The sequence below is a fragment of the Shewanella sp. 10N.286.45.A1 genome (assembly GCF_041470405.1).
In the GTDB taxonomy this organism is placed as follows: domain Bacteria; phylum Pseudomonadota; class Gammaproteobacteria; order Enterobacterales; family Shewanellaceae; genus Shewanella.
In genome coordinates this window covers 1-865 of sequence record NZ_JBFRMK010000233.1, presented here as the reverse complement: position 1 = coordinate 865, position 865 = coordinate 1, and the positions used below count along the sequence as shown (strand labels likewise).

Here is an 865-nt window from a genome sequence, read left to right as displayed (position 1 = left end):
AGAAATACATTAGCCAGCCATTATTAATCAACAACATAGCAGACTCTCACCAAGTATATCTATGACGGCTTGATTCCTCGCCTCTAATCTTCGCCCAACACACTAATAGGCTATGCGAAGTAGGCCCTAAGAACGTAAAACAGACACGTATAGTTAGTTTTTCGGTAAGGAAGGTTAACTCTGTCAATTTGACTGAGGAACGATGTGGTAAGTGACGATTTGAATTTAGCTGGTGGGAATATACCGACAACTACTTGAGAAGTGTCGCCTTCGTTTATTCAAATGCTCACAGTAGTAACTAAACTCTTGCAATGTGCCTACAGGACCATGAAACAGTTGGCCAAATTCAGTGACGATTTTTATCCAGTTTGCTGTCGGGATATTTAGCCGGTCAAGTATGCCACTAGCCTTTGAATCGATGGCCCCACGTTTGTCATCTCGAATGGCTCGGCCTGTCTCATCTACCAATACAAGGTAGTCTTGCAGTGAGAAAGCTATACCTTTGGGTTGATTAGCGCGTTCATTACCAACAAACGATAAAAGACTTTTGGGTTGCTCACCTGATAGTGCAGCTTTCACTCTGAGCTTGATACTAGTGAAATCTGATTGCTCGGGTGTACTAGCCATTTGGGCTCGAATCGGGTTGAGCTCCACATAGGCCATGCAAGCCAATACTGCAGCTTCATCCAGTAAAGCTTGAGACTTAAACCGCCCTTCCCAGAAATGGCCTGTGCAATTGTCTTCTAGGTTGGCTTGTCTCGCAATAGGTTCATTGAGGCACCGCATAAACCAACTAATATCACTTAGCCTTGAGCGATAGGTCGCTATTAGATGTTTAAGCTGGGCAACAGCATACTCTTCAATC

General features: G+C 44.0%; 1 protein-coding gene. It reads right to left on the bottom strand.

Annotated features, from left to right (window positions below; all coding sequences use genetic code 11):
- Nucleotides 1-225: 225 nt before the first annotated feature.
- On the bottom strand, nt 226-865 hold a 640-nt coding region (locus AB4238_RS16610), incomplete at its 5' end, for a transposase (RefSeq protein ID WP_372034431.1).